At 51.4% G+C, this 5,068-nt stretch carries 2 tRNA genes and 2 rRNA genes; all 4 read right to left on the reverse strand.

What is annotated here, in order from left to right:
* Positions 1–2,765, reverse strand: a 23S ribosomal RNA gene (locus tag POV26_RS10575); the annotation flags it as partial.
* A 204-nt stretch (positions 2,766–2,969) separates the two neighbouring features.
* Positions 2,970–3,046 (reverse strand) — tRNA-Ala (locus POV26_RS10580).
* A 143-nt stretch (positions 3,047–3,189) separates the two neighbouring features.
* Positions 3,190–3,263: transfer RNA gene (locus tag POV26_RS10585), tRNA-Ile, on the reverse strand.
* Between the two features lie 163 nt (positions 3,264–3,426).
* Positions 3,427–4,950, reverse strand: a 16S ribosomal RNA gene (locus POV26_RS10590).
* Positions 4,951–5,068: the final 118 nt, after the last annotated feature.

Consider the following 5,068-nt stretch of genomic DNA (forward strand, 5'->3'; position numbering starts at 1 on the left):
ACGTGGTAGTCTCCCACGGCCCTTTAAAGAAATCTCATCTTGTGGTGGGTTTCGCGCTTATATGCTTTCAGCGCTTATCCCTTCCCGACGTAGCTACCCAGCGGTGCCCCTGGCGGGACAACTGGTGCACCAGCGGTCGGTCCAATCCGGTCCTCTCGTACTAGGATCAGATCCACTCAAATTTCTTGCGCCCACTGTAGATAGAGACCGAACTGTCTCACGACGTTCTGAACCCAGCTCGCGTGCCACTTTAATGGGCGAACAGCCCAACCCTTGGGACCTTCTCCAGCCCCAGGATGTGACGAGCCGACATCGAGGTGCCAAACCCCCCCGTCGATGTGAGCTCTTGGGGGAGATCAGCCTGTTATCCCCGGCGTACCTTTTATCCTTTGAGCGATGGCCCTTCCATGCGGAACCACCGGATCACTATGCTCTACTTTCGTACCTGATCGACTTGTAGGTCTCTCAGTCAAGCTCCCTTATGCCATTGCACTCTACACACGATTGCCAACCGTATTGAGGGAACCTTTAGAAGCCTCCGTTACTCTTTTGGAGGCGACCACCCCAGTCAAACTACCCACCAAGCACTGTCCCCTTTTGTAAAGGGTTAGACTCTAGACAAGCAAAGGGTGGTATTTCAACAATGACTCCACGACGCCTGGCGACGCCGCTTCAAAGTCTCCCACCTATCCTACACATTACTTGTCCAAAACCAATACTAAGCTATAGTAAAGGTGCACGGGGTCTTTTCGTCCCACAGCGGGTAATCGGCATCTTCACCGATACTACAATTTCACCGAGCTCATGGCTGAGACAGTGTCCAGATCGTTACACCATTCGTGCAGGTCGGAACTTACCCGACAAGGAATTTCGCTACCTTAGGACCGTTATAGTTACGGCCGCCGTTTACTGGGGCTTCAATTCAATGCTTCTCCCGAAGGATGACATCTCCTCTTAACCTTCCAGCACCGGGCAGGTGTCAGGCCCTATACTTCATCTTTCGATTTTGCAGAGCCCTGTGTTTTTGATAAACAGTCGCCTGGACTCTTTCACTGCGGCCCCCCCGGAGGGGGGCGACGCTTCTCCCGAAGTTACGCGTCCATTTTGCCTAGTTCCTTAGCCATGAATCTCTCGAGCTCCTTAGAATTCTCATCCCAACCACCTGTGTCGGTTTAGGGTACGGGCTGCCTCGCTCGCTTTTCTTGGAAGTCGCTACTCTGGATTATCACCTTGGCCGGAGCCTCAGTGTACTATCGCCGTGTTGCCACTGGCTTCAACGCACTATTCCGTCAGTGCGCACCAAATTTACGCCTCCGTCGCTTTTGGCGCGGGCAGGTACGGGAATATTAACCCGTTGTCCATCCACTACCCCTTTCGGGTTCGCGTTAGGCCCCGACTAACCCCCAGCTGATTAGCATAGCTGGGGAAACCTTAGTCTTTCGGAGTGCGGGTTTCTCGCCCGCATTATCGTTACTTATGCCTACATTTTCTTTTCTGTACGCTCCAGCATACCTCGCGGTACACCTTCGACGCAGACAGAATGCTCCCCTACCATCCCGAATTAACTTCGGGATCCATAGCTTCGGTAGTATGTTTATGCCCGATTATTATCCATGCCGGACCGCTCGACTAGTGAGCTGTTACGCACTCTTTAAATGAATGGCTGCTTCCAAGCCAACATCCTAGCTGTCTGTGCAGTCCAACCTCGTTTTTTCAACTTAACATACATTTGGGGACCTTAGCTGATGGTCTGGGTTCTTTCCCTCTCGGACATGGACCTTAGCACCCATGCCCTCACTGCCGGTCATCATTTTATAGCATTCGGAGTTTGTCAGGAATTGGTAGGCGGTGAAGCCCCCGCATCCAATCAGTAGCTCTACCTCTATAAAACTATATACCGACGCTGCACCTAAATGCATTTCGGGGAGTACGAGCTATTTCCGAGTTTGATTGGCCTTTCACCCCTACCCTCAGGTCATCCCAAGACTTTTCAACGTCAACGGGTTCGGCCCTCCATTTGGTGTTACCCAAACTTCAGCCTGCCCAAGGGTAGATCACACGGTTTCGCGTCTACTACTACCAACTATGGCGCCCTATTCAGACTCGCTTTCGCTGCGGCTCCGGTCCTAAGGACCTTAACCTCGCTGGCAACAGTAACTCGTAGGCTCATTATGCAAAAGGCACGCCGTCACCGAATAAATCGGCTCCGACCGCTTGTAGGCGTATGGTTTCAGGTTCTGTTTCACTCCGTTGTTCACGGTTCTTTTCACCTTTCCCTCACGGTACTGGTTCACTATCGGTCTCTCAGGAGTATTTAGCCTTGGCGGATGGTCCCGCCGGATTCATACAGGGTTTCACGTGCCCCGCACTACTCAGGATACCACTATCGGTAACTGTCCTTACTAATACCGGGCTATCACCGTCTATGGCCACGCTTTCCAACGTGTTCTTATTCGTAAAGCACCAAATGTCATGGTCCTACAACCCCGCACAGTCCGTGAACTGTACGGTTTGGGCTAATCCGATTTCGCTCGCCGCTACTATCGGAATCACTATTGTTTTCTCTTCCTCCGGGTACTTAGATGTTTCAGTTCCCCGGGTTTGCCCCCTTTCGGGTACCGTATCTTCAATACGGTGGGTTGCCCCATTCGGATACCTGCGGATCAACTTGTATGTGCCAATCCCCGCAGCTTTTCGCAGCTTATCACGTCCTTCTTCGCCTCTGAGAGCCTAGGCATTCCCCATACGCCCTTGTTTTGCTTATTGTACTTTTTGCTCTTTTAATGAGTTATTCAAAATTTCGATACACGACCTTAATAAAACAGTAAACCGCTCTATTTAAAATCGCAATCTTTTTAATTATTACTTTTCTCGTATTCTTTGTTTCCAATATGTCAATGAACTGTCTGGATCCCCGTGTTTTCAGGCCCGGATAACGGGCAGCTAATGAAAACAACGGTTGTTGTCCGTGGTGGAGAATATCGGAGTCGAACCGATGACCTCCTGCGTGCAAGGCAGGCGCTCTAGCCAGCTGAGCTAATCCCCCATTTGTTTAGTTATGAGTTATTAGTTATGAGTTATGAGTATCTGGACCCGCAACAAACCCAACTTCTAAAATTTCCTTCAATATGTCAATCTATGAACGTAAGCCCTTTTACTCCCCCTTCGGGGGCTGGGGGGCTTCCCTTGTAGTCCCAGGCAGACTCGAACTGCCGACCTCTACATTATCAGTGTAGCGCTCTAACCAGCTGAGCTATGGGACTCTGTAATTGGCCCCAATGTTCAGTGTTCAGCATTCAGTTTTGATGTACTGAGACTTAACCTGTTGACCATAGTATTATAAAATTGACAGCTAAACCAAGCAAGACCCCTCGTTTTTCAATATAAGAGCCTTCTCTTGTTGAATTTTCGGTCGTCTTTCTCTAGAAAGGAGGTGTTCCAGCCGCACCTTCCGGTACGGCTACCTTGTTACGACTTAGCCCCAGTTACCAGCTTCACCCTAGGCCGCTCCTCGCGGTGACGGACTTCAGGTGCTTCCGGCTTCCATGGCTTGACGGGCGGTGTGTACAAGGCCCGGGAACGTATTCACCGGATCATGGCTGATATCCGATTACTAGCGATTCCAGCTTCACGGGGTCGAGTTGCAGACCCCGATCCGAACTGAGACAGGTTTTGTGGATTCGCTCCGCCTTGCGGCGTGGCTGCCCATTGTACCTGCCATTGTAGCACGTGTGTGGCCCAGGACGTAAGGGCCGTGATGATTTGACGTCATCCCCACCTTCCTCGCGGTTTGCACCGGCAGTCTCGTTAGAGTTCCCATCTTTACATGCTGGCAACTAACGACAGGGGTTGCGCTCGTTATAGGACTTAACCTGACACCTCACGGCACGAGCTGACGACAACCATGCAGCACCTTGCAATCAGTCCGAAGAAGGGGGCGTTTCCGCCCCTGTCCGACTGCATTTAAGCCCTGGTAAGGTTCCTCGCGTATCATCGAATTAAACCACATGCTCCACCGCTTGTGCGGGCCCCCGTCAATTCCTTTGAGTTTCATTCTTGCGAACGTACTCCCCAGGTGGGATACTTATCACTTTCGCTTGGCCACCCAGCGCACCAATGTGCGCCGGACAGCTAGTATCCATCGTTTACGGCGTGGACTACCAGGGTATCTAATCCTGTTCGCTCCCCACGCTTTCGTCCATCAGCGTCAATATAGTGTTAGTGACCTGCCTTCGCAATCGGTATTCTATGTGATATCTAAGCATTTCACCGCTACACCACATATTCTAGCCACTTCACACTAATTCAAGGCGACCAGTATCAACGGCAGTTCTACAGTTGAGCTGCAGACTTTCACCGCTGACTTAGACGCCCGCCTACGGACCCTTTAAACCCAATGATTCCGGATAACGCTCGGACCCTCCGTATTACCGCGGCTGCTGGCACGGAGTTAGCCGGTCCTTATTCGTACGGTACCGTCAAGCCCCCACACGTGGGGGTGTTTCTTCCCGTAAAAAAGCAGTTTACAACCCATAGGGCAGTCTTCCTGCACGCGGCATGGCTGGATCAGGCTCCCGCCCATTGTCCAATATTCCTCACTGCTGCCTCCCGTAGGAGTCTGGTCCGTGTCTCAGTACCAGTGTGGGGGATCCCCCTCTCAGGGCCCCTAACCATCGTAGCCTTGGTATGCCGTTACCATACCAACTAGCTAATGGTACGCATGCTCATCCCCTACCGATAAATCTTTACCATATATCCGATGCCTTCAATATGGGCCATGGGGCATTAATCCAAGTTTCCCTGGGCTATTCCCCTGTAGGGGGCAGATTGCATACGCGTTACTCACCCGTGCGCCGGTCTCTATTGTGCAAGCACAATATACCCCTCGACTTGCATGTGTTAGGCCTGCCGCTAGCGTTCATCCTGAGCCAGGATCAAACTCTTCATCGTAGGATCTTCAATAATATTGCGACCATACTCCATAAAGAGCCCGACTCTCAAAAAAAATCTCGGGATTCTCACTTAGTTTAGTTTTCTAATGTCTGCCCGCGAACCGTAAACGGAACGC

The organism is Aequorivita todarodis (assembly GCF_028561335.1).
GTDB lineage: Bacteria > Bacteroidota > Bacteroidia > Flavobacteriales > Flavobacteriaceae > Aequorivita > Aequorivita todarodis.